This window comes from Bacillus sp. NMCC4 (genome assembly GCF_002998555.1).
In the GTDB taxonomy this organism is placed as follows: Bacteria; Bacillota; Bacilli; order Bacillales; family Bacillaceae; genus Bacillus.
On record NZ_PVRA01000001.1, the window covers coordinates 174,676 to 196,944 of the forward strand.

At 42.4% G+C, this 22,269-nt stretch carries 27 protein-coding genes, 1 pseudogene and 1 riboswitch; of the genes and pseudogenes, 7 read left to right on the forward strand and 21 right to left on the reverse strand.

Annotated features, from left to right (window positions below; translation table 11 throughout):
- Positions 1–206: 206 nt before the first annotated feature.
- The 14 genes from C6Y02_RS19230 to C6Y02_RS01045 all read right to left on the reverse strand — a co-directional run bounded on the left by C6Y02_RS19230 (position 207) and on the right by C6Y02_RS01045 (position 11,743).
- Positions 207–344, reverse strand: a complete 138-nt coding sequence (locus tag C6Y02_RS19230) for a YuzK family famiily protein (protein ID WP_162839378.1) — start codon at positions 342–344, stop codon at positions 207–209.
- A 215-nt stretch (positions 345–559) separates the two neighbouring features.
- Entirely contained in the window at positions 560–928 is a 369-nt protein-coding gene (locus C6Y02_RS00985; protein WP_003212803.1) for a carboxymuconolactone decarboxylase family protein, read from the reverse strand.
- A gap of 103 nt (positions 929–1,031) precedes the next feature.
- Positions 1,032–1,853 carry a methionine ABC transporter substrate-binding lipoprotein MetQ gene (metQ, locus tag C6Y02_RS00990; RefSeq protein ID WP_106030468.1) on the reverse strand — a complete coding sequence of 274 codons (822 nt, stop codon included), beginning with the start codon at positions 1,851–1,853 and terminating at the stop codon, positions 1,032–1,034.
- 14 nt (positions 1,854–1,867) lie between these two features.
- Complete coding sequence (locus C6Y02_RS00995; RefSeq protein WP_066030429.1) at positions 1,868–2,536, reverse strand: methionine ABC transporter permease; 669 nt, start codon at positions 2,534–2,536, stop codon at positions 1,868–1,870.
- Positions 2,529–3,554, reverse strand: coding sequence for a methionine ABC transporter ATP-binding protein (locus tag C6Y02_RS01000; protein WP_034660689.1), 1,026 nt, complete (start codon positions 3,552–3,554; stop codon positions 2,529–2,531). Before C6Y02_RS01000 ends, C6Y02_RS00995 begins: the two co-directional genes overlap by 8 nt.
- Positions 3,555–3,708: 154 nt before the next feature.
- A riboswitch (SAM riboswitch) is annotated at positions 3,709–3,817 on the reverse strand.
- 102 nt (positions 3,818–3,919) lie between these two features.
- Positions 3,920–4,261: an SCP2 sterol-binding domain-containing protein gene (locus C6Y02_RS01005; RefSeq protein WP_034659911.1), complete on the reverse strand. Its 342-nt coding sequence runs from the start codon at positions 4,259–4,261 to the stop codon at positions 3,920–3,922.
- A gap of 120 nt (positions 4,262–4,381) precedes the next feature.
- Positions 4,382–4,687, reverse strand: a complete 306-nt coding sequence (locus tag C6Y02_RS01010) for a thioredoxin family protein (RefSeq protein WP_106030469.1) — start codon at positions 4,685–4,687, stop codon at positions 4,382–4,384.
- A 13-nt stretch (positions 4,688–4,700) separates the two neighbouring features.
- Complete coding sequence (locus tag C6Y02_RS01015) at positions 4,701–5,045, reverse strand: toprim domain-containing protein (RefSeq protein ID WP_034660691.1); 345 nt, start codon at positions 5,043–5,045, stop codon at positions 4,701–4,703.
- A 128-nt stretch (positions 5,046–5,173) separates the two neighbouring features.
- Entirely contained in the window at positions 5,174–5,410 is a 237-nt protein-coding gene (locus tag C6Y02_RS01020; protein ID WP_106030470.1) for a YusG family protein, read from the reverse strand.
- A 44-nt stretch (positions 5,411–5,454) separates the two neighbouring features.
- Entirely contained in the window at positions 5,455–5,838 is a 384-nt protein-coding gene (gcvH, locus tag C6Y02_RS01025) for a glycine cleavage system protein GcvH (RefSeq protein WP_106030471.1), read from the reverse strand.
- Between the two features lie 66 nt (positions 5,839–5,904).
- Positions 5,905–6,261 carry an arsenate reductase family protein gene (locus C6Y02_RS01030; protein ID WP_034317446.1) on the reverse strand — a complete coding sequence of 119 codons (357 nt, stop codon included), beginning with the start codon at positions 6,259–6,261 and terminating at the stop codon, positions 5,905–5,907.
- A gap of 111 nt (positions 6,262–6,372) precedes the next feature.
- Positions 6,373–8,154, reverse strand: coding sequence for an acyl-CoA dehydrogenase family protein (locus C6Y02_RS01035; RefSeq protein WP_106030472.1), 1,782 nt, complete (start codon positions 8,152–8,154; stop codon positions 6,373–6,375).
- A 13-nt stretch (positions 8,155–8,167) separates the two neighbouring features.
- Positions 8,168–9,343, reverse strand: coding sequence for an acetyl-CoA C-acetyltransferase (locus C6Y02_RS01040; protein ID WP_106030473.1), 1,176 nt, complete (start codon positions 9,341–9,343; stop codon positions 8,168–8,170).
- Between the two features lie 12 nt (positions 9,344–9,355).
- On the reverse strand, positions 9,356–11,743 hold the full coding sequence (locus C6Y02_RS01045; RefSeq protein ID WP_106030474.1) for a 3-hydroxyacyl-CoA dehydrogenase/enoyl-CoA hydratase family protein: 2,388 nt from the start codon (positions 11,741–11,743) through the stop codon (positions 9,356–9,358).
- Between the two features lie 199 nt (positions 11,744–11,942).
- Here C6Y02_RS01045 and C6Y02_RS01050 point away from each other — a divergent pair, with 199 nt between their 5' ends.
- From C6Y02_RS01050 to C6Y02_RS01060, 3 genes are read left to right on the forward strand one after another with little or no spacing between them, the layout of a single operon-like run.
- Positions 11,943–12,080 (forward strand): YuzL family protein, encoded by a 138-nt coding sequence (locus tag C6Y02_RS01050; protein ID WP_003212904.1) that lies wholly within the window; start codon positions 11,943–11,945, stop codon positions 12,078–12,080.
- 26 nt (positions 12,081–12,106) lie between these two features.
- Complete coding sequence (locus tag C6Y02_RS01055) at positions 12,107–12,358, forward strand: hypothetical protein (protein WP_223249598.1); 252 nt, start codon at positions 12,107–12,109, stop codon at positions 12,356–12,358.
- An 11-nt stretch (positions 12,359–12,369) separates the two neighbouring features.
- The gene (locus C6Y02_RS01060; protein WP_034659918.1) at positions 12,370–12,717 is read left to right on the forward strand and encodes a spore coat protein; all 348 of its coding nucleotides are present in this window, start codon (positions 12,370–12,372) and stop codon (positions 12,715–12,717) included.
- Positions 12,718–12,749: 32 nt separating this feature from the next.
- Here C6Y02_RS01060 and C6Y02_RS01065 read toward each other — a convergent pair.
- From C6Y02_RS01065 to C6Y02_RS01075, 3 genes and pseudogenes are all read right to left on the reverse strand, one after another.
- Positions 12,750–13,002: pseudogene (locus C6Y02_RS01065) on the reverse strand (YusU family protein).
- Positions 13,003–13,074: 72 nt separating this feature from the next.
- Positions 13,075–13,905, reverse strand: coding sequence for an ABC transporter ATP-binding protein (locus C6Y02_RS01070; RefSeq protein WP_003213584.1), 831 nt, complete (start codon positions 13,903–13,905; stop codon positions 13,075–13,077).
- Positions 13,906–14,053: 148 nt separating this feature from the next.
- Entirely contained in the window at positions 14,054–14,500 is a 447-nt protein-coding gene (locus C6Y02_RS01075; RefSeq protein WP_170938423.1) for a YusW family protein, read from the reverse strand.
- Between the two features lie 110 nt (positions 14,501–14,610).
- Here C6Y02_RS01075 and C6Y02_RS01080 point away from each other — a divergent pair, with 110 nt between their 5' ends.
- Positions 14,611–15,456, forward strand: a complete 846-nt coding sequence (locus tag C6Y02_RS01080; RefSeq protein WP_223256471.1) for an oxidoreductase — start codon at positions 14,611–14,613, stop codon at positions 15,454–15,456.
- Between the two features lie 45 nt (positions 15,457–15,501).
- Here C6Y02_RS01080 and C6Y02_RS01085 read toward each other — a convergent pair whose 3' ends face one another.
- On the reverse strand, positions 15,502–16,872 hold the full coding sequence (locus tag C6Y02_RS01085; RefSeq protein ID WP_034659926.1) for a S1C family serine protease: 1,371 nt from the start codon (positions 16,870–16,872) through the stop codon (positions 15,502–15,504).
- Between the two features lie 335 nt (positions 16,873–17,207).
- On the opposite strand from C6Y02_RS01085, the gene C6Y02_RS01090 reads away from it, so the two are divergent.
- Together C6Y02_RS01090 and C6Y02_RS01095 are read left to right on the forward strand one after the other, a co-directional pair.
- Positions 17,208–17,885 (forward strand): response regulator transcription factor, encoded by a 678-nt coding sequence (locus C6Y02_RS01090; protein WP_034659928.1) that lies wholly within the window; start codon positions 17,208–17,210, stop codon positions 17,883–17,885.
- Entirely contained in the window at positions 17,882–19,213 is a 1,332-nt protein-coding gene (locus C6Y02_RS01095; protein WP_106030476.1) for a sensor histidine kinase, read from the forward strand. Before C6Y02_RS01090 ends, C6Y02_RS01095 begins: the two co-directional genes overlap by 4 nt.
- A 20-nt stretch (positions 19,214–19,233) precedes the next feature.
- Here the strand turns inward: C6Y02_RS01095 and spxO are convergent, their stop codons facing one another.
- Positions 19,234–19,398, reverse strand: a complete 165-nt coding sequence (gene spxO, locus C6Y02_RS19235; RefSeq protein ID WP_095285802.1) for an anti-adapter protein SpxO — start codon at positions 19,396–19,398, stop codon at positions 19,234–19,236.
- 192 nt (positions 19,399–19,590) lie between these two features.
- Between spxO and C6Y02_RS01100 the strand changes: the two genes are divergently transcribed.
- A complete protein-coding gene (locus C6Y02_RS01100) occupies positions 19,591–20,469 on the forward strand; it encodes a TetR/AcrR family transcriptional regulator (RefSeq protein WP_106030477.1) in 879 nt (292 codons plus the stop codon).
- Between the two features lie 78 nt (positions 20,470–20,547).
- On the opposite strand, the gene fumC is transcribed toward C6Y02_RS01100, so the two are convergent.
- Together fumC and C6Y02_RS01110 are read right to left on the reverse strand one after the other, a co-directional pair.
- Positions 20,548–21,942 carry a class II fumarate hydratase gene (gene fumC / locus C6Y02_RS01105; protein WP_106030478.1) on the reverse strand — a complete coding sequence of 465 codons (1,395 nt, stop codon included), beginning with the start codon at positions 21,940–21,942 and terminating at the stop codon, positions 20,548–20,550.
- 89 nt (positions 21,943–22,031) lie between these two features.
- On the reverse strand, positions 22,032–22,199 hold the full coding sequence (locus C6Y02_RS01110) for a YvzF family protein (RefSeq protein ID WP_003213147.1): 168 nt from the start codon (positions 22,197–22,199) through the stop codon (positions 22,032–22,034).
- Positions 22,200–22,269: the final 70 nt, after the last annotated feature.

A 22,269-nucleotide genomic window follows, 5' to 3' on the forward strand; every position in this document is an offset into this window, starting at 1 on the left:
GATACCTCCAAAATAATCATTATTCTCAATTTATTCTCATTCTAATTTTATAACAAATTAAAAGTGAATACAACACATTCACGATATACGTGAGAGGATGCTCTCAAAATTCTAACAAAAAAAGCCGGTAGATAAAAGGATTTATGTCGAAAAGACTGTTTTCATAAAGAAAGGACGGGAAACTGTTCTCCCCGTCCCTTAGCTATTTAATAGCCTCGTATATTCATTTTTGCGAGCTGTCTTTTCTCATCTCGATAGGACTGCTCTCGTTTATATTCCACTTTCATCCGTAAGTCATGGTCTCTTTCGTACTCTGCATAGCTCATGCCATGAGCTTTATGCATGGCCTTTTCCATCTCGGCGGTATAATCCAATCCCAGTGTACTATGGTCCGAACAAATAATAAACCATTCCCTTCTTTGAGTGTAGCTTTATTATATCAAAGACATGCGGCTTCACTCAAAAGGGATATGACGTTCTATGCTGGCATATTTTCTCACACAATCTGCTGAGAACGACTCAACTCCCTGATATGGAAAAATACCGTCTTATCCTTCCCTTAATGCGTCTGTCCTCCAAATTCATCAATACATTGCTGAACGACAGTAATCCCTTGACTCAGTGCTGCCCCGCCGCCAAATGCTGCCGCCACGCTGACAACCTCCAGCAAATTCTCTTCTGTCGCGCCTTGATCGAGCGCTCCCTTTGTATGATAAATCATGCAGTATTCATCCTGTGCATGAATACTGATGCCAAGGGCAATCATTTGCTTTTCCTTTTGCGTTAATGAATCGCTCTGAAAGCATTGCTCCGTAAATTCATTGAATTTCTTCCCAAACACCGGCATTTTCTTCTGAAATTCACCCATTGCCGTTTTATAATCCGTCAATGATTGCTGCATAGATCCGCTCATATGCTGTTCATTCATCTTTATTCCATCCCTTCAGGTCATTTGTTCGTTTTTATTATGAGCGAGATTTGAAAAAATACACAAAAAACCTCGCTTTGATGAAAGCGAGGTTGAATCGTTGTTATTCAGATACCGGTAGAACTGCACCGTCGTATTTTTTGTCGATGAATTCTTTAATTTTATCAGAGTGAAGAACTTCCATTAATGTCTTGATCTTCTCTGATTTTTCTTCACCTTTGCGAACAGCCACGATGTTTGCATACGGGTTGTTCTTTGTTTGCTCAAGTTCGATTGAATCGTTTTTCGGATTCAATTTATTTTGGATCGCATAGTTGACGTTGATAAACACAGCAGCGCCTTCACTGTTTTCATAAGCTTTCGCTGTTAGTTCAGGAGCGATTTTTTTGAACTTTAGGTTCTTTGGGTTTTCTTTGATGTTCTTTACCGTTGAGTTGATTGTATCAACCTTTGGATCAAGCTTAATGACACCGGCATTTTGTAATAGAGCAAGCATACGTCCTTGCTCAGCTACGTTGTTTGTCATAATGATGGTGCCGCCATTTGGAATATCTTTTACTGATTTGTATTTCTTAGAGTAGATACCGAAAGGCTCAAGGTGAACCGCACCAGCACTTACTAGGTTATAATCTTTGTTTGATTTGTTCTCTTCGTTCAAGTAAGGGATATGTTGGAAAAAGTTTGCATCCACTTCTTTTTCAGCTAACGCTTTGTTGTACATTTTATAATCACTAAGTACTTTCACTTTGAGATCGTAGCCTTTTTCTTTTAGAAGTGGTTTTGCTTCTTCAAGAATCTCGGCATGTGGTGTTTTTGAAGCCGCAACCGTAATGGTTTTGCTATCACTTGCGTTATTAGATGAACCGCATGCAGCTAAGATGCCTGCAAATGCTAGTAATAGTGCACTTAAAATCAATTTCTTCATGAATAAATCCTCCCTTAACGTTTATCAATTTTATTTGTAATCAAATCACCGATTATTTGAATAATAAAGACGATGATGAGAATAAACACAGTGGCGACAAGTGTGACATCTGTATTACCAGATTGGTATCCCTCTACATAAGCGAGGTCACCAAGTCCGCCTGCCCCAATTGCACCTGCAATCGCAGTTGAGCCAATTAGAGCAATCGCTGTTACGGTAATACCTGAAATGAGGGCTGGCAATGATTCTGGTAGCAATACTTTGAAAATGATGGTCGACGTTTTCGCTCCCATTGATCGTGCTGCTTCAATGACTCCTTTGTCTACTTCACGCAGTGCAATTTCGACAAGGCGTGCATAGAATGGAGCTGACCCTATGACAAGGGCAGGGAGGGCTGCATTGGGACCTAGAATTGTGCCCATAATAAGTTTTGTAAACCCTAATAATAGAATGATTAAAATGATAAAAGGAATCGATCTAAAAATGTTGACGACTGCACCGATGACGGTGTTGATTGGTTTATTCTCCCAAAGACCGCCTTTACTTGTGAGAAAGAGCAGGAGTCCAAGAATAATACCGATGACAAAGGCAAACGCCAATGAAATGAGTGTCATATAGACTGTTTCACCCGTTGCATTCCAAATGACATCTAAATCAACGTTCGGAAACCATTTCTCAAACATGTGTCATCACCTCGATTTCAACCTGTTTGCTTTGGATATAGGCGATGGCTTTTTCTACCTCGGTCTCTTCTCCATTAATATGGATAAAGAGTGTTCCAAACGCGCCTTCCTGCGTTTGAGAAATCTTTCCTTGAAGGATGTTTACATCGACATTGAAGGATCGAATGATTTCAGTGATGAGCGGCTGCTCGGCAGAATCACCAATAAAGGACAACCGTACGACCTGACCTTCTTTTACACGCTCTAAGACGTGCTCGATTGTTTCTTTCGCTTCCTCTGGCTCAGCAAGCTGCTGTACAAATCGCTTCGTCATTTCTTCCTTTGGCTGTCTGAACACGCGTAATACTTCGCCTTCTTCGACAATACGTCCATTCTCCATGACCGCCACGCGATGACAAATTTTGCGAATGACGTGCATTTCGTGTGTAATCAACACAATCGTGAGCCCTAGTCGTTTATTGATATCCGCCAAAAGCTCAAGGATGGAATCGGTTGTTTGCGGATCAAGCGCAGACGTCGCTTCGTCACAAAGAAGAACCTTTGGATCATTTGCTAATGCTCTCGCAATCCCCACACGCTGCTTTTGTCCGCCGCTTAGCTGAGACGGATACGCATTTTCTTTTCCTTCTAAACCGACTAATTTAATCAGTTCATTCGCACGTTCTCTCCGTTTTGATGCCTTTACACCTGCGATCTCAAGCGGGAACATAATATTTTGTCTCACCGTTCTTGACCAAAGTAGGTTGAAGTGCTGGAAGATCATACTGATTTCTTGTCTTGCTTTTCGAAGTTTCGCATTCGATACTTCATTGATCCGGTTGCCTGCCACTTCAACAATTCCTGCTGTTGGCAGCTCCAGACCGTTTAATAGGCGAATAAGCGAGCTTTTTCCGGCACCGCTATACCCGATAATTCCGAATATTTCACCTTTATCGATATCCAAGTTAACTTCTTTCACGGCATCAACATTTCCGCTTTTAGAGTGGTACGTTTTTGATACATTCTGTAAATGGATCACAGTCTGTTCACCTGCTTTCTTGCTGAATCTATAGGTTGCCATCACATACGTTATTTATTCTTCCTGCTGTCATGCCTCTAGCCTGACACCAGGTCAGTAAAAAAGACCTAACTGCAACGCAAGCAGAAAGGCCTTTTATGTTCAATACGCCTTTCTCTCATCTTTCAAAGCATTGCGGCTTTGAGTGAATTGGCACCAATTTCAGCTATGCTGACGGTTGCCGGGTTTCATAGGGCACGTCCCTCCACCTCTCTTAATAAGAGAAAATATGTTGTTTTATGTGATGTTCATGTTTTTACTAACGTAGAATATCATGCTACCCGAGATATGTCAACGCTGTAAATCGCTAATTTCCAAGTAAACGACTACGTTATCATTTTTCGAAAAAAACCGTTCGTCAGCCAAAGCACAGCCTCTAGTCTTAGGAGCGCACGGAATGATCCTTTTACTTTTACTTGTCCTCTGCTAATTAACTGCTGTAAGGACATATCTCCATCTAATAATTGAAGTATTTCTTTTCTCTCACCATAAAAGATGAGATCCGATAACTCAATTGCAGGTAGTTTCTTCACTTCACCACGCTCATCCACAATCAATGTACAAGAGTCAGTTTCCGCCTCAAATGTAATCTTCAAGGATGATGATGAGAGCAGCGGTTTTAATAATAAACGCTGCCCTGTGTTCCCATGGGTTTTCACATTTTCCACATGTATAACCTCCCTGTCATTTGGTTATACATAACATTTCTCTACAAACATTGGCTTGTCCTTTATAAATAACTCGACAAATTTTCAGACGAATTGCTTGAAATATGACAAAAAACCGCTTTATTTAGCGGTTTCAATCATTTCATGAAGATATGGAACGGAGTGAAAGGCATAGCCTTTTTGCACCAGCAGCTCACCTTTTTTAAACAGTAGAAAGCAAGGAACGCTTTCGATCTCAAAAGCTTTTGCAAAGCCTGGTGAGTAGTTTAAATTGTTTTCATAAAATGGTACATCCGGCTGCATGGTGTCTACGACTGTCAGCATTTTCTTTGCCAGCTGACATGTCCCGCAAAACGGTGTATATAAGTATAAAAGAAATAAATCGTCCTCTATTTCCTTGAATTCGTGTTCTTCAATCTCTTTCATAATACGTCCACCCTCATAAATATTTCGAATGAACATCAATGTTTGCAGCTAATAGGATAGATGCAATGTGGGCTGACGGTGAAGCGGCCACTTCGCGGTATGTTCTGTCGACAAAAAGATGAAGTGCTTCAGGGAATTCTTTTCGAAATTGCTTCCGCAGTTTGTCGCCTGCATCGTCGCTGTCTGCTAATATGTAAACGTCTTTCCCTAATAATTCGTCTACAAGCTGATCCAGCTTCGATGTACTGATCGTGCCATTGGTGCAAATGATGGTAACAGGTTCACTTATGACTTCTTTTAGCTTTTGTTTGTCTGTTTTACCTTCTACAATGATGACCTTTTCTACCTCTACATTCATCACGATCACCCGGCCCTTTTGACGTTGTTCACTTCTCCCTTAGATTACAATCTTTCATTCAGGTTGTAAAGATTGGGCGCTTGCACTAAAAAGACTGCAGCTTATGCTCACTGCAGCCTCATCTGTGATTAGCACCAGCCATTTTCATCATCACAGTCTACATATTTTTCTGTCCCGTGGGTCAATGTATCCGTCAGACGATAAAAACGATTTTGATCATAGGAATAACCTGATTTTAACTCATAGTGGTTTTCACTAATCATCGTGCCAATCTCTTCATTTTGATGATACAGCACCATGCCGCTTTCTTTGAATCGTCCAGTGACATGATCTGTTATATCCACCTGTTCTTTTTGAAAAGACAAATTGGACACCCCCCATAAAGGTAGAGTGTCCAATTTCACGTGAATTAGTCTTCTTTTGTCATTTCTTCATATTGCTCAGCAGTCATCAAGTTCTCGATTTCAGATGCATCAGCTGGCTCTACCACGATCATCCATGCTTTTTCGTATGGAGAGTCGTTGACGAATTCAGGGCTGTCATCCAGCTCATCGTTCACTTCGACGATTGTGCCGTTGATCGGTGCGTAAAGCTCAGAAACTGTTTTCACTGATTCTACACTTCCGAAAGGCTCGTCCTCTTTGATTTTGTCTCCTACTTCAGGAAGCTCAACGAACACGATATCGCCTAGCTCAGATTGAGCAAAATGCGTAATACCGATACGCACCTTATCCCCTTCTACTTTGACCCATTCATGTTCTTCTGAATAACGTAAATCTTTTGGTGTGCTCATTCAATACCCCTCCAGTCTTTTCTTTCAATCTATATTGAAGATACCACAATCTGAATGAAAGTTACATCATTTCCAGACGCTTTTAAAGGTATCTTCATTAAATCCAACTGTGACTCGTTTACCGTCTGTTGTAATCGGACGCTTGATCAGCATTCCGTTCGATGCGAGTAATTCTAGCTGCTCGTCCTCTGACATTGCAGGAAGTTGATCTTTCAGCTGTAGCTCCCGGTATTTCTGTCCGCTTGTATTAAAGAACTTCTTCAGCTCTAAGCCGCTTTTTTCGTAAAGGGCTTTTAATGTTTCTTTATCAGGCGTCTCTTCGACGATATGTATGCTGTTGATGTCTTTATTGTGTTCTTCCAACCATTTTTTTGCTTTTCGGCATGTACCGCAAGATGGGTATTCATAAAAATCTAAAGCCACCATTTTCACCTCCTGCAAATTGTGAGAACATTTTATCACAAAATATTTTAAAAACCTAAATGTATGCTTACAAAAAGGTGCGGATATCACTCCGCACCTTTTAAGCTGTCCTTATACGATATATTTCTCTGCTTCAAAGATTCGTTTCGCCACTTCGCGCTTTTTGGCGATGACATTGATCGGGGTGAATCTTGTCAGTTTGCGAAGAGCTGACAGACTCATGCGGAGTGAATCTCCTTCTTCCATCGCGATCAAGGATTCTTTTGCATGGGCTTCAATTTTTAAGAAGGCTTCCTGCGTGAAAATTTGTGTGTAGGCAAGCTTTTGAGCGTTCTTTTCTAGCCCTGATGAAGCGATTGCCTTTTCGGTACGCAGAATCGCCGATTCAGCAGCAAAAATTTCATTGACGATATCCGCTATGTTCACAAGGATTTCTTGCTCTTTGTCTAAAGCTTTTCCATACTTCATCGCTGCCATACCAGATACCATAAGGGCGATCTTTTTCGCATGGGCGAGTAAATATTTTTCTTGATCGAGCGGCTGATCACCCGGCTCTTCCGGCATCATCATCATGAGCTCTTCCTGTAAGGTTTGCGCTTTTTGAAGCAGCGGAAGCTCCCCTTTCATCGCTTTCTTCAGGAATGTGCCTGGCACAAGCAGACGGTTGATTTCGTTTGTCCCTTCAAAAATACGGTTAATCCGCGAGTCACGATAGGCTCTTTCGACCTCGTATTCTTGCATGAATCCATATCCGCCGTGAATCTGCACGCCTTCATCTGCAATATAATCTAAAGTTTCAGAGCCAAGCACTTTACAAAGAGAGCATTCAATCGCATATTCTGCAATGGACTGGGCAATTTGTTTGCCGTCCTTTTGCTCTTCTTCACTTAATAGACCCATGCGCTGTTCAAATAATCCGACTGTGCGGTAAACAGCACTTTCCATCGCATAGAGCTTTGCAGACATGTTGGCTACTTTTTCACCAATTAAGCTGAATCGAGAAATTGGTGTTTGGAACTGCTTACGCTGGTTTGCATATTCTGCCGATAATTGAATGACACGTTTTGACGCACCAATTGTCCCGACAGCCAGCTTGTAGCGTCCGATATTCAAAATGTTAAAGGCAATGACATGACCTCTGCCAGCTTCACCTAGTAAATTCTCCTTCGGCACTTGAGCATCTTCAAGAATTAACGTTCTCGTCGAGGACCCTTTAATGCCCATCTTTTTCTCTTCAGGTCCAGTTTTGACACCTGGAAAATCCTTTTCTACGATAAAAGCAGAGAAGTGTTCACCATCAATCTTCGCATATACGACAAAGACGTCGGCAAATGCGGAGTTTGTAATCCATTGTTTTTCCCCATTAAGCACATAATGGGTTCCAGCATCATTCAGGACTGCAGTCGTTTTTGCTCCAAGAGCGTCAGAGCCTGATCCTGGCTCAGTTAGAGCGTACGCCGCAATCGTTTCTCCAGAAGCGAGTCCAGGCAGGTATGCTTCCTTTTGCGCTTGATTTCCAAACAGCACGATTGGCAGAGATCCAATGCCGACATGGGCGCCATAGGAAAGTGAGAAACTCCCTGCTCTGGAGAATTTCTCGGTAATGATGGCTGAACTGATTTTATCTAATCCGAGTCCGCCGAATTCTTCAGGCACATCAGCTCCTAGAAGTCCAAGCTCTCCAGCCTTTTTGAGAAGCCTGACGGAATGCTCGAATTCATGATGTTCAATTTGATCTATATACGGAACAACGTCTTGTAAAATATAATCCTCTGTTGTCTTTCCAATCATTTGATGCTCATCAGAGAAATCCTCTGGTGTAAAGATATGCTCATAATTCGTCTCATCAATTAAGAAGCTTCCACCCTTTTTTACCTCTTCCATTGCTTTCATCCTGATTCCCCCTTTAGATCAATTCAAAAATTCCTGCTGCTCCCATGCCCCCGCCGATACACATTGTGACGATGCCAAATTGCTCGTTTCGCCGTTTCATTTCATGAATGAGTGACAGTGTCAGTTTCGTTCCTGTACAGCCGAGCGGATGCCCTAGCGCGATTGCCCCGCCATTGACATTCACTTTCTCTTCATCGATCCCTAAATGACGAATGACTTGAATTGCCTGAGAGGCAAACGCTTCGTTTAATTCAAACAGCCCGATATCCTTCAGCTCAAGTCCAGCGATTTTTAGCGCACGCGGAATGGCTTCAATCGGACCGATTCCCATCACCTCAGGCGGTACGCCGCCAACAGCAAACGCCCGGAACTTGGCAAGAGGCTGAAGGGAAAGTGAGGATGCTTTCTCACGGTCCATCATCATCACACACGCAGCACCGTCACTTGTTTGAGAAGAGTTCCCTGCGGTCACCGTGCCTTTTGTTGAGAAAGCCGGACGCAAAGTGGAAAGAATCTCCTCCGTTGTGCCCGCTCTCACGCCTTCATCCTGTGAGAACGTGAATTGATGTTCTTCTAATTGATATTGCTCCCCTACCCGCCGCTCTGTTACATCAACGGATACGATTTCATCTGAAAATTTACCTTCCTGTAATGCTTTGGCTGCCTTTTGATGACTTCTTACCGCAAAGGCGTCCTGATCTTGACGTGTGACCTGATACTTTTGCGCCACTTGCTCTGCCGTGTGGCCCATGCTCATATAATATTCAGGCGCTTGCTCTGCCAATTGAGCATTCGGACGAATGGAATGACCCATCATCGGCACCTGTGACATCGATTCGACTCCTCCGGCTAAGATCGTTTCTGCCTGGCCGAGCATGATTCGTTCACCCGCATAAGCGATTGACTGAAGACCAGATGAGCAGTAGCGGTTAATGGTGATGGCAGGTACTGTATAAGGAAGTCCTGCTAATGCTCCAATATTCCGAGCCACATTTAACCCCTGCTCTGCTTCTGGTGTTGCACATCCGATGATCAAATCATCTATCTGTCCGTCGTAATTACCGGCACGCTTTAATGTTTCTTTTACACACAATGCCCCCATATCATCAGGCCGAACATGTTTTAACGATCCTTTTTTCGCCTTCCCTACTGGTGTTCTCGCGCCAGCGACAATGACTGCTTCTCTCATTTTGACTCCCCCTTAGTTACGTAAAGGTTTTCCTTTGACGAGCATGTGCTGCATGCGTGCCTGTGATTTCACTTCTCCTACAAGACTTAAAAAGGCTTCCCTTTCAAGCTCTAATAAGTATTGCTCCTCTACCTCTGTTCCAAATGGCAGTTTCCCGCCGGAAATGACATGAGCTAATTTTTTGACAATGGTCATGTCATGCTCTGAAATGTATCCAGACAATCTCATATTTTCAGCCGCCAATATCATTGCTGCATAGCCTGTTTCTCCCATGACGGGCACCTTTTGCTTGAGCGGTGCACGATAACCCGCTTTATCAAGAGAGAGAACAAGTTGTTTCGCATCATAGATCAGGTGGTCCCCGTTCATACTGATTCGGTCACTCACGCGGAGCATGTTCATATCCCGCGCTTCCTCAGCCGAAGTGGATACTTTAGCCATTGCAATCGTTTCAAATGTTTTCAGCGTGGCATCTTGTATAGCGGTCTGCGTCGGCTTAGCTGATCCTTGCAGATGGCGAAGGTATAATTCTTTGTTTCCACCACCGCCCGGAATCAGTCCAACTCCAGCCTCGACAAGACCCATGTATGCTTCACTGGACGCTTGAATAGCTGCTGCCGGCAGACAAACCTCTGTTCCGCCTCCGAGTGTCATACCAAACGGTGCAGCAACGACTGGACGGTCGCTATATTTCACCTTCATCATTGCCTGCTGGAAGCGGCGGATCACAAAGTCAATTTCAAAGAAATTATCGTCCTGAGCTTCCATTAAAATCAGAGCAAGGTTGGCACCAACACAGAAGTTCTTCCCTTGGTTTCCGATGACAAGCCCTCTATAATTCTGTTCCACCTCATCGACAGCGCGATTGATCATGTCAATGACATCTAGTCCAATGGCATTGCTTTTGGAGTGAAATTCGAGCAAGACGACATCATCACCGATATCAATCAAGCTCGCACCAGAATTTTTAAAAATCACGCCCTGCTTCTTTTTCAATTTCGCTAAAGAAATATTCTTTTCGTTTCCTTTTTCCTGTTCATAAGCCCCATTGTGATAAAACGCACGCTCTCCATCAGCATTCTCTTGATAGAATGTGTCGTGTCCTTCTGACAGCATGTCTTGCACCCACTGCGGGATGCTGTGACCTTCTGCTTCCATGCGCTCAGCTGCTTTTTTCACACCGATTGCATCCCAGAGCTCAAATGGACCGTGCTGCCAGCCAAATCCCCATTTCATTGCGTTATCGATGCACTGAATATCATCCGCAATTTCGCCTTTTAACTGAGCTGAATAAAGGAGCACAGGTGCCGTCATGTTCCAAAGCAATTGTCCTGCACGGCCATCTTGATAAATAAGCGCTTTCAATTTCGCTTTCGTCCCTTTTTGCTGCTTCGCCATCTCAATGCCTGGATCTTTAAGCTTCGTTCGTTCTCCATATGTGAGCGTCACAGGATCAAGTTCTAAAATGGCCTTTCCATTTTTTTGATAAAATCCTTGCCCTGCCTTGCTGCCAATCCATCCTTTTTCAAGCATTCTTTCAATAAACTCAGGCAGCTGGAAAATATCTTTTTCCTTTCCTTCTACTTGGTCATATACGTTGCGAGCTACATGGGAAAACGTGTCGAGCCCTACGACATCAAGTGTACGGAAGGTCGCACTTTTCGGTCTTCCAATGAGGGGGCCTGTGACCGAGTCCACCTCTCCAATGGTGTATTTGTTTTCAAGCATTTCACGCACTGTCACAAGGAGTCCATAAGTACCAATACGATTGGCAATAAAGTTCGGCGTATCTTTCGCTTCAACGACGCCTTTACCAAGTACATCCTCGCCAAACGTTTTCATAAATTGGAGTACTTCTGGATCTGTTTCTTGAATAGGAATGATTTCTAAAAGCTTTAAATAACGGGCTGGGTTAAAAAAGTGTGTGCCTAAAAAGTGGCGTTTAAAATCATCTGATCGGCCTTCTGCCATTTTTTCAACCGAAATACCGGATGTGTTACTTGATACGATGCTGCCTTCTTTGCGGTGTTCGTCGATGAGAGAGAATACGTGTTGTTTGATGCTGAGTTTTTCAGTGACGACTTCAATGATCCAGTCAGCATCATGTAATAAGGAAAGGTGATCTGTGAGATTTCCCGGTGTGATGTATGATAGGTTTTTTGCTGATGTAAGAGGTGCTGGCTTTTGCTTTAACAATTTTTTCATCGCTTCTTGACTTAATCTATTCCGAACACTAGGGTGATCAAGCGTTCTCTTTTTCGCCGTTTCTTCCTTTGTCAGTTCGTTTGGCACAATATCTAGCAATGTTACTGGTATCCCGATATTGGCTAGATGCGCAGCAATGCCTGAGCCCATGACACCTGAACCAATGACAGCCGCCTTGCGAATATGTTTGCCCATAAATATCCCCCTAAACATTTTGAATGAACAGTCATTCATTTTTTGTCCAAAAAAAAGCAATGCCTCTTTCTTTATCTTAAAAGATTTTCCGAAACAGTTCAAGAGCGGATTTCAAAAATTTACACATTCTCATGTGCCTTACTTTGCGGCGTATGAATTAAAGATGAGAGGGCATTGTAAGAATGGAGGTGATGTCCACATGTCTCGTTTGAAGAAAAACCCATCGAAAGCAGGCGTAAGTGCTGCAAGTGTAAAAGGAAACGCAGGTCCATCACAGGAAGCAGACCTAGGCGGCAAAAAGACCAGTCAAAATCAGCAATATAAAAAGAATCAGTAAGGAAACAAAATCGTAAGGAGGAACACATCTTGAACAATCAGCAAATGAATATGCCCCCGCAAGTCATTTCAGTGAAGGATTCCTTGTACTTAGAGGATATGCTGAATTGGAACTTGATCGCTATGAAAAAGGCTCACTTTATGGCCGAGCACTGCCAAGACCAGACTTTGAAACAAGAATTAAATCAAGTGGGCCAAATGCATCATCAGCATTACACACAAATTCTTCAGCATTTAGGCAGCTCAGGGCAAGGCCAGTCTACTGGCTTTATGCAATAGGAGGAAAAAACATGGAACAACAAAACCAACAAAAAATCGGGAATCCACAAACTCCGGTTCCCACGACAACAAACATGAATGATCGTGATTTTGTCACAGACCTTTTGTCGACTGAAAAATATATGACAAGCGGTTACAACACAGCGCTCAATGAATTCAGTCATGAATCTCTTTACCAAGATATTCAGCGAATTGCACTGGAAACACAGAAGACACAAAGACATTTATACGATGTCATGTTCCGATATGGCTGGTATTCTGTTGAAGCCGCTGAACAGCAAAAACTCCAGCAGGCACACCAGAAATTCCAGCAAACACTGACAGATCAATCTCCATACGGACCATCACAGATGTCATAAAGAAAAACTGCCAGTGTAGTGCTGGCAGTTTTTTAACGGTCTTGATTGGCTCGATGAGCTTCGTTCATTTGTTTGATCCGCTGAATTGTTTCTTTGATTTCTTCCTTCGCCTCTGGATACGTTTCATTAAAGTGCTTTGCTAGAGGCGGCATGCTTTTTGCAATATGAGAATAAATCACCCACTGTTTCACATCTTGTTTCAGCGCGTCAAGTTGATTCACCAAGCAGCAGCTCTGTATATTTATCAAGCAAGCCCTCAAGCTTTTCATCTAATTCATTTCCCATTGAGTTTCCGCTCCCTTTTTAAGAAAAAAGCCTGACTCTGTGCGTAACAGATGTCAGGCTTTTGACATACGATTATCTTGCAGCAAGAAATGTCTCCGCTTGCGCTTGCTGCACAATACAGCGTCCTCTACCGTGCGGAATACATAATGGTGTTCCAAATAAAGGATCTGTCGTCACTTGGCAGTTCATATCAAAGACATTTTTCACGAGATCACAATTAATAACTGTTTCTGGTCTGCCTTCTGCATAAATCGTCTTGTCTTTAATCGCTACAAGGTGATGAGCATATCTGCATGCGAGATTCAGGTCATGAAGAACCATGACAATCGTGCGCTGCTCTTTTTCATTTAAGTCAAACAGAAGGTCTAGAATTTCAATTTGATGCGTCATGTCTAAATACGTCGTCGGCTCATCTAACAAGATGATATCCGTCTCCTGCGCTAACGTCATCGCAATCCATGCACGCTGCCTTTGTCCACCTGATAATGAATCGACTGTTCGATCAGCGAGGTCTTCCATCTTTGTTGACTTCAGTGCGCGATTCACCGCTTCCTCGTCTTGCTTCGACCACTGCTTCAGCCAATTTTGATAAGGATATCTGCCTTGCTTCACTAATTGATGCACCGTCAATCCTTCTGGCGCTTCTGGTCCTTGCGGAAGAATGGCGAGCTGTTTCGCTACTTCCTTTGTTGGTAATTTGGCAATGGAATGACCTTCAAGCAGGACAGAACCACCCATTGGCTTCATGAGACGGGCCAAAGAGCGAAGTAGCGTGGATTTACCGCATCCATTGCTGCCAATAAATACTGTGATTTCACCCTTAGGGATTGATACATTTAGTTCATCTATGATCATTGTTTCTCCGTAGCCTAAGCTTAAACCTTCAGTAGAAATGGCACTCATTCCGCTCAAACGCTCCTTTTCTCATGCAAATTTTTTATATGAAATATCGTCTATGTATAGACGGAAAAGATCACTTATCTCAATTTAGTGTATCAGATTTAAGTGATCTTGAAAATCATTTTCAATTAAAAAATGAGAAAGTCTCGTTTTACTTCTTCTTTTGGAATGTACGTTTGGTCCCATCTTCAAGCTTAATATCGACCTGAATCCGCTGATAATCATCGTCTAGATTAAAAGCGGCTAATAGCTCATTTACATACGCATCATTGATCTTCTCACTAGGAATAGACATATCATTTAGCTTCATCTTCATCTCGCGTAATGCTTCTTCACCTTCATAGCGGACACCGTTCATATGATCACGGATAAGTGCTTCTTCTTTGCCTTTCGCCTGACGATAGGTGGCTTCGTATAATTCGCTTTTCTGCCCGTATTGAACATGCAGGTGGAGATGCTCAAATGGAAGTTCCTTCATTTGAACCGCTGAGAGACTCTCTGCTTCTGCTTCCTTTGTTTGCTGCAGCGGTTCGATTGATTGGCAGCCAGACAGCATAAAAAGCAGCACTCCTATTTGTCCCGCCTTCTTCCAACACATCATGTGCTTCCTCCTATTTCTTATCATCGCTTTTTATTCTTCTCCATCCTGCTTTTCGTTATTCAATAAAACAGCGGACTATGGTAGATTGAAACAAAAAGGAGAACGAGATGATGAAAAGAACAGCCATTGTAACTGGTGCCAATAGCGGCTTCGGCAAGCTCATCACGATAGGTCTCGCCAAGCAAGGCTATACAGTGATTGCAGGGGTCAGGCAGGAAGCCAATGCAAAAAAGCTTGCCGAAGAGATCAAGCAAGCCTCTTTATCCGAAGCGATACATATTGAAGCATTAGATGTGACAGATACGCAGTCGATTCAAGCATTTCAGAAAAAGCTACATGCTTACGCCCCCATAACCTTGCTTGTCAACAATGCGGGAACAGCCTATGCGGGTTTTGCTGAAGAAGTTCCTGTTGACACGTACCGCCGGCAATTTGATGTAAACGTCTTCGGAGTCATGGAAGTGACACAAGCCGTCCTTCCGTTTATGACAAATGGTGCAAAGATATTCAATATGAGCAGCATCAGCGGATTAATGGGAATGCCCGCACTTTCTCCATATGTATCCTCCAAGTTTGCTTTGGAGGGCTATACAGAGAGCTTGCGCATTGAACTGGCCTCGTTCGGTATACAGGCAGCCTTGATCGAGCCAGGCTCTTTCCAAACAAATATTTGGAACACGTCTATGAACGAGCACATGTTGCAGCCAGGGGAAGGATCGAAATACACAAGCATCTATCAAAAGATGATGGTTTATATCAATGCCCAGAAAACCAACTACGGTGACCCGCGTGAAGTCGCAGAGCTTGTGATTCGATTAGCCGAGAAGAAACGGCTGAAAAAGTTGAGATATCCGATTGGGAAAGGGGTGCGACTTTCATTCACAGCAAAGCAGCTCTTGCCTTGGAGCATGTGGGAAAAGATCATATTACGTACACTCTCTTCAAAAAAATAAGCATAAAAAAACAGGTAGACCTTTAACGTCCACCTGTTTTTTCATTTATTCGGTTTCAGACTGTCCAAGGGTAATGTCTAGATTTTTATTTTTCCCTTCACGAATGACAGTCATTGTCGTTTTATCGCCGACTTTTGTTTCTTTGTACAAAATTTCTTTCAGCTGAGAGCTGTTTGCCACGTTTTTCCCTTTGAATTTGATGATGACATCTCCAGATTTCAAGCCTGCTTTTTGTGCAGGTGATCCTTTTGATACATCTTTTACATAAATCCCTTTGCCGATTTGTTTATCAAATAAGCCGAGCGTATTTTCTTGATACGTTTCAGGCACTTGCTCAAGGTCAATCATTTGTACGCCAAGGTAAGGACGTTCAACCTTTCCATTTTTCAACAGCTCATCTACAATCGGTTTGACATCGTTACTTGGAATCGCAAAGCCAAGTGATTCCACACCGCTTTCGCTAATTTTTAAACTGTTGATGCCAATCACTTGACCATCTGTATTGATAAGCGGTCCCCCGCTGTTCCCGGGGTTAATCGCTGCATCTGTTTGCAGTACATTCATTTCCACCGTACCAGATGATGTGTTCGCTTCAACTGTACGATCAAGACCACTAATAATCCCTTCTGTCACAGTACCAGAGAACTGTGCACCGAGCGGGTTCCCAATTGCGATCACTTTGTCTCCAGCACGGAGCTTAGAAGAATCACCAAAGCTCGCCACTTTATCAATGCCGTCTGCATTGATTTCAACAACAGCTAAATCTGTCATCACATCATTGCCGACCAGCTTTGCGTCTTTTGTTTTCCCATCATAAAGTGTGACCTTCAGTTTATTGGCACCCTCGACTACGTGGTTATTTGTAATAATGTACGCTTTTTTGCCATCTTTTTTAAAGACGACACCAGAACCCGTTCCAGCTTCAGCTTCTGTTGAGTCACCGCTAAGGCCAAACGAATTTTGTGTAGATTGATAGTTTGAGACTCCTACAATGGTTGGCTCTAAATCTTCTACCATATCAGCGACATTCGTGGCATTGGTGATTTGTTTTGTTGAGAAATTATCAGAAGCTGCCGGCTCACTTGAAGCTGTTTGCGTTTGTGTGTTTGCAGCTGTGTCCTGTGACTGCGGCAAAAGCGGTGTAATGCCAAGCACAAGGCCTCCGCCAATAATCCCTCCAAGGATCGGACTGAGCCATGCCGCTTTCCGCTTTTTCTCCTTTTTCGACGCACGGTCATCCTCCATTTGAGGAGAATGGTTTGTCACACTCTCCTGAGTGGCAGATGCTTCGTTTTCATGAGGTTGATAAACGAGTTCCTTTTCTTTTTCTGGTTCGTCTATTTGTTTCTCATTCTCTTGATGCACATCTTCTTGATGATTCATCTTCTTCTCTTCATCTTCTCTTCGGAAATCCATCGCTTGCACTCCTTTACATCGTGTTCATGACTGCTTGATTCATATGTTTAGATAGGACTCATGTCCTCTTAATGGCAATATCATTGAAGATACTTCATGACAATATGTCAAATTATATAATACTTATTGATAGAAAAAAAGCAAGGTGCGCACATTCGTGAAAAGCACCTATTTATCTACCTTTTGTCTATGCCCTTTTTTCCCTTGAGCTTATCATAAACAAACATTATGGGATAATGATGAGAAGAATATGTGAAATTGTGAAAAAAGCATGTGATTGTTGACATGCCGCCTTTGTATCCCGTTATAATGACGTTGAGAGGATGTGGAAGACTTTGTCGTACACCATTTATTTAGTGGAAGATGAACAAAACTTAAACGAACTTTTAACCAAATATTTAGAAAGTGAAAATTGGAATGTCTCCTCTTTTTTAACCGGAGAAGCGGCACGCCGGGCAATGAACAAGCCGCCGCATCTATGGATTTTAGATATCATGCTGCCTGATACAGATGGCTACACACTCATTAAAGAAATCAAAGCCGCATCACCTGACATACCGGTCATTTTCATTTCGGCACGCGATGCAGATATCGACCGTGTCCTCGGCTTAGAGCTGGGAAGCAGTGATTATATTGCGAAGCCATTTCTTCCGCGCGAGCTGATCATTCGGGTACAAAAGCTGCTTGAGCTTGTGTACAAAAATAGCGATACTCCGCAGCAGAAAAGCGTCACACCCGTCTCCTCCTATGTCATTCATGAGGATGTAAGAGAGGTGTATGAAGGAGATCAGCTGATTAACTTAACTTCTAAGGAATTTGACTTGCTGCTTTTATTTACACATCATCAGGGACATGCTTTTTCTCGTGAAGATATCCTCGTCAAAATTTGGGGACACGATTACTTCGGAACAGATCGTGTGGTCGACGACCTTGTCAGACGGCTACGCAAAAAAATGCCCGACTTAAAGGTCGAGACCATCTATGGATTTGGCTATAGGATGCTAAAAGGATGAAGAACAAACCGCTCGCTTTTCAAATTTGGGTCGTCATCTCTGGTATTTTGCTCACGATCTCGATTGTCCTGATCATCCTATTTTCCAATACATTACGAAACTTTTTCACGAATGAAATTTATAAAAATATCGAAAATGAACAGCAGGTGCTCACAGAATATCCGTTGAACCGAGACGGCTCGCCAAAGTCGACACCGGAAAACCGCTCGGTGCAGCACATTCTGATTCCGTCAGATGAATTAAACCAAATGACGCAGTTTTTCCCGCACGCCTTTATTGAGAAAATCCAAGCCTTTGTGAAAAAACAAAAAAGCGCAACGAAACGCTATTCTGAAGAGGTGAATGGCCAGCACATCTTTTTTGTCATCAAAAAAGTATCAACAGACAATACACAATATATTCTTCTGTCCTATGCACCAGACTCTTATCGAGACGACCTGTCCTTTACGCTGTTTAAACAGCTGATATTTATCCTGGGCACCGTTATTTTATTAAGCTGGATTCCATCGATTTGGCTTGCCCGCTACTTATCCCGTCCAATCGTTGCGTTTGAAAAGCACGTGAAGCGGATTGCGCAAGAGGACTGGGACGACCCTGTCATCGTTGACCGGCAAGATGAGATCGGGAAGCTTGGTCATACCATTGAAGAAATGAGACAAAAGCTCATTCAAAAGGATGAAACAGAACGGACTCTTTTGCAAAATATATCACATGACTTAAAGACACCTGTCATGGTCATCCGCGGCTATACGCAGTCGATTAAAGATGGTATTTTTCCTAAGGGAGATCTTGAACAAACGGTGGAAGTCATTGAAGGTGAAGCGGAAAAACTTGAGAAGAAAATCAAGGATTTGCTGTACTTAACAAAGCTTGATTATTTATCAAAACAACACCCCGCACATGCTTCCTTCCTACTCAGTAATACGATGCTGGAAGTGGTCGACCGAATACGCTGGTCGAAAAATGAATTGCAGTGGAACGTGGACTTAGATGATGAGGCTGCTCTTGAAGGCGATCCAGAACAATGGAGCAAATTATTTGAGAATGTACTAGAAAATCAACTCCGCTACGCAAAAAGTAAAATTGATATCCAAATGAAACAGGAAGAGGATCAAATACGCATTGTCATTCGTAATGACGGTCCTCACATTGAAGAACATATGCTATCCAACCTATACGAACCTTTTAGTAAGGGAAAAAAGGGCGAATTCGGTATTGGATTAAGCATTGTCAAAAAAATTCTCTCCATGCATCAAGCGTCTATATCAATTGAAAATGATGATCTAGGTGTACGTTATACGATCACGGTTCCAAAGAAGAGACTGTAGGTTTTTGACCGCAGTCTTTTTTAGATGAATGAATACCCATTGAAATCACGGTATGTGGCTTTGATTTTCTTGCCAGCTTGATACATCCATTTCTTTTCAATGGTTGTCTCTTTCGGCATTTTGACTTTTTCTACTTGTATTCCTTTTGTTCGCAAGCGTCTCATCATATCATCGATTTCTCTCATGGAACATCATCCTTTCACATTTTTTGACCAGTTGGTCACCTTACTTTATAATATAAAGAATTACACTGTAAAAAACAAGTTACAATCTGATTAATTTTTGAAAACTTTCGTCGTTTATGACCGATAAGTCATATCTCTTTGCGCACGTTTCCTAAGACATTTGTCTCTCGGTAAGAAAGGATGACATTCATATTGAAAAAGAAAGAAAAAATGATCATTGAGGCCGGCATGAAATTGTTTGCCAGCAAAGGCTACAATACAACGTCTGTTCAGGAAATTGCGGATGAATGCCACATGTCAAAGGGTGCTTTTTATCTTTATTTCAAATCAAAGGAAGCACTGCTCATTTCAATCTTGCATTACTATTATGATAAGGTATTTACCCGGATTCATGAGGTTCAAACAGAGGGCGGCACACCAAAAGAAGCCTACCGCAAACAGCTCACTGTCTACTACGATAATATTTTGCAGCAAAAGGATTTTATTAAAATGCAGCTGAGCGATCGAGCACTGCCAATGAATGAAGAAACGCAGCAGCTCGCAAAACAAATCAGACTTGCCACCATTCAGCTTCACATTGATAACATTAAGCAGGTATATGGAGATGCAGCGATTCCTTATATGGCTGATCTTTGTTTGACGATTGAGGGCATGAGCCACGTTTATTTCGAGCTTGCGATTTTATATGATTTTCAGCTGGAGGCTGAGGAGCTAGCTGCAACGATGATTCACCGTATCGATGATTTGATGGGCGGTATGATGGAGCGAAATGATTTTCCGCTCATATCTGTAGATCAAGCGAGCGATTGGTTTGGTCCTATTTACGAACGGTCATTCGACCCGCTGACAGAATCTCTTTTAAAAGAATTAAGAGAGCAGGCTGAAGCACACTATGAAGTGAAAGACGAGCCAGATTTATTTGAAGCGCTTGGCATTTTAGAAAATGAATTAAACAAACAAAAACCAAGACAAGTCATCGTAAAAGGCATGCTGTATCAATTAAAATTATACGCACCGCTCCAAACCAACTCTGAATCACTTTTGCGTATTTTGAAAGAGGATCATTTGTAGAACCCAGGGCAGTCCCTGGACTTTCATTTTGTTCGATACTCTCAAAGAAAAAAACCAGGGGCTGCTGCCCCTGGTTTCTTATTTTGCTTTCGGTGTCACCATTTCTTCTGGTTTCACAAACTCTTCAAATTGCTCTTCTGTTAAGAGCTCTAATTGAAGTGCTGCTTCTTTTAATGTTAAACCTTCTTTGTGAGCAAGCTTTGCAATTTTCGCTGCATTTTCATATCCGATGTGCGGGTTGAGTGCCGTCACAAGCATCAATGAATTGTTCAAGTTTTTCTCGATTGTTTCTAGGTTTGGTTCGATTCCAACTGCACACTTGTCATGGAATGAGTTCATGCCGTCAGCAAGTAATTCAACTGATTGTAAGAAGTTATAAATGATGACCGGCTTAAATACGTTCAGCTCAAAGTTTCCTTGGCTAGCGGCAAAACCGATTGTTGCATCATTCCCCATGATTTGTGCTGCAATCATTGTTAAAGCTTCACTTTGAGTTGGGTTGACTTTACCTGGCATAATGGAGCTTCCTGGTTCATTTTCAGGAATGATCAATTCACCAATTCCGCAGCGCGGACCACTTGCCAGCCATCTCACATCATTGGCAATTTTCATTAAATCAGCTGCAAGTGCTTTTAGGGCACCGTGTGCATACGTAATTTCATCATGGCTTGTCAGCGCATGGAATTTGTTTGGTGAAGAATTGAATGTTTGACCTGTCAGTTGGCTGATTTCCTCAGCGACATATTGTCCGAACTCAGGATGTGCGTTAATCCCTGTACCAACAGCTGTTCCGCCAATCGCAAGCTCTCTCATTTTTTCAGTTGATTCTAGAATCATTTCTTTTGAACGATCCAGCATGTACACCCAGCCGCTAATCTCTTGACCTACTGTCAGTGGTGTTGCGTCTTGTAAGTGCGTACGGCCGATTTTAACAATCTCTTGATACGCTTTTGCTTTCTCATCAAGAGTGGCTCTTAATTGATCAATCGCCGGCAATAATTTTTTATACACAGCTAAAACAGCTGCCACGTGCATAGCAGTTGGGAATGTGTCGTTTGAGCTTTGGCTGCGGTTGACGTCATCATTCGGATGAATGCTGAACTCACTATTTTTATCTTTCAAGTAAGCAGTTGCTCTATTTGCAACGACTTCGTTCATATTCATGTTACTTTGTGTTCCACTGCCTGTCTGCCATACAACAAGCGGGAAATGCTCGTCATACTTTCCGCTGATGATGTCATCACATACAGCAGCAATTGCTTTTGCTTTTTCGCTTTCAAGGTTGCCAAGACGTTCGTTGGCAATCGCTGTGCTACGTTTCAAAATTGCAAACGCATTCACAACTTCCTTTGGCATTTTCTCAGAACCGATTTTGAAATTTTCTTTGCTTCGTTGTGTTTGTGCACCCCAGAACTTGTCCTTTGGCACCTTGATTTCGCCCATTGTATCTTTTTCGATTCTAAATTCCGTCATTATGTATCCCTCCATAGCTTCTCATCACTCAACTCTATTCTATACAAAAAACCAAAATCCTTTAAGCGTTTTCAATTAAAATTTTATCTTTATTTTAATTTTAGTTCAATATAAACGCGGACATCTTTCGAATATTTGTATTTTGGGTTCGTTTTTCCGTAATCCTTTGATGTATATGTCACTTCATAATGCTTGTCAAACGACTGTAGAATACGGTCAATCTCCTCTTTTGTTCCTGCTAAACGAATTTGCGCCATCTTGTTTCCTCCAAAACCCTCATTCTTTCTTTTACCACAAAATAATGTAACACAGAATATTGTTTTTTCA